This is a genomic window from Synechococcus sp. R55.7 (assembly GCF_047461955.1).
In the GTDB taxonomy this organism is placed as follows: Bacteria; Cyanobacteriota; Cyanobacteriia; order Thermostichales; family Thermostichaceae; genus Thermostichus.
On the sequence record NZ_JANSIC010000155.1, the window covers coordinates 4,490 to 6,077 of the forward strand.

The 1,588-nt window shown below is 60.8% G+C and carries 2 protein-coding genes; both read left to right on the forward strand.

What is annotated here, in order from left to right; genetic code table 11:
- The coding region (locus NW820_RS08915; RefSeq protein WP_414407288.1) for an NTP transferase domain-containing protein at positions 1 to 420 on the forward strand (420 nt) is incomplete at its 5' end.
- A gap of 32 nt (positions 421 to 452) precedes the next feature.
- A partial coding sequence (locus tag NW820_RS08920; protein WP_414407289.1) for an FAD-dependent oxidoreductase occupies positions 453 to 1,588 on the forward strand: 1,136 nt, incomplete at its 3' end.

Sequence of the window (1,588 nt, forward strand, 5' to 3'; positions counted from 1 at the left end):
GAGCAACACCGAGGCCCGCTGCTGGCCTTTCAAGAGGGGATCCGGCGGCTACAAACCTTGGCTGCTCCCCCGGAGTGGATCCTGCTGCTGGCCTGCGATCTGCCCTGCTTGCAGGAGCAGGTTCTTGGGGATTGGCGACAGCGCCTTGCCACCCTGCCCCCTCAGACGGTGGCCGCCCTGCCCAAAAGTCAGCGGGGCTGGGAGCCCCTGTGTGGCTTCTATCGCCTGGCGCAGCTAGGTTCTCTGGAGAGTTTCTTGCAGGCAGGAGGAAGATCCTTTCAGGGCTGGTTGTCCCAGGTGCCAACAGCCATCCTGCCCCTGACCGTTCCCGACAGCGGGACGGAGTCCCTTGAGAGGATGCTCACCAATTGCAACACCCCTGCAGATCTGCAGCTGGGGGGAAACCTGGGTAGGGGGTGATCCCTGGGATCGGCAAAGGGAGGGATCCCCTCATGTCACAATGGGTAAAGATTTGCTCGGTTTCTTATCTCGGCGCCGTGCTTACTTCCCTTTACTACCGCGAGATCCCTTGCCCCGATAGTGCTCAAGTGCTGCGCTGGCTACAGGAGTGTATCCCCCTGCCCCAAGGCAGCCAGAAGGTTCTTACCCCCACGGGCCTGCGCCTACAGGGATCCGGCGCTGAGCTGGCCCTTTTCTTGTGGTCGGGGCTGAACACTACCTATCTCAAGGTGTTCCAGTGGTCGGAACAGCCCTTCCCCCGCCAAGCTCGCTGGCTGGGAGAGCTGGAACAGGCCATTCAAAGCCAATTTCCCCACCGCTACCCGCAGTTGCCCCAGATCGATCTGAACCGGGGATCCATCTTCGATCAGCTTGAGCCTTTCTACCCGCAAACGGTGAAGTATTTTCGGCGGATCCCCAATGGAGAATTTGACCTGCAGCGGGTGTACTGGTGGGAAAAGCGCTGGCGGGAAGAAGTGCAACATTGCCACGCAGCCCACCGCCCTGCTCAGCCGGTCTTGTTTCGCCAGCCTGGCCCTGAGCCGGCCCCAGTGGAGTGGGATCTGGCCATCGTGGGAGGAGCGCTGGGAGCCATCTATGGAGCGGCCATGGCTCGCTTGGGCTACCGCGTGGCCTTGGTGGAGCGACTCCCTTTTGGCCGCATGAACCGCGAGTGGAACATCTCCCGGCGGGAGCTGCAAACCCTGGTGGATTTGGGCCTTTTGAGCGCCGAGCAGATGGAGAGCTTGATCCTGCGGGAATACACGGATGGGTTCAACAAGTTTTTTGACGGCAATAGCCCGGTTCGCGCTCCCGTTTTGCACACGCCGACGGTACTCAATCTGGCCATTGACGCGGAAAAGCTATTGCAGCTCTGTGGCCAAATTCTCACTTCCTGCGGGGGAGCTATCTACGAGCGCACCGAGTTTCAGCGGGCCTATGTTGGCGAACAAGGCGTCACGCTGGTTTTGAAGGATTTGCCCACCGGCGAGGAGTTTCGGCTGGGATCCCGCCTTGTGGTGGATGCTATGGGAACAGTCTCTCCCATTGCCCAGCAGCTTTACCGCCATCGGGCTTTTGATAGCGTCTGCCCCACGGTGGGGGCTACCATTGCGGGGGGGTTTGAGCC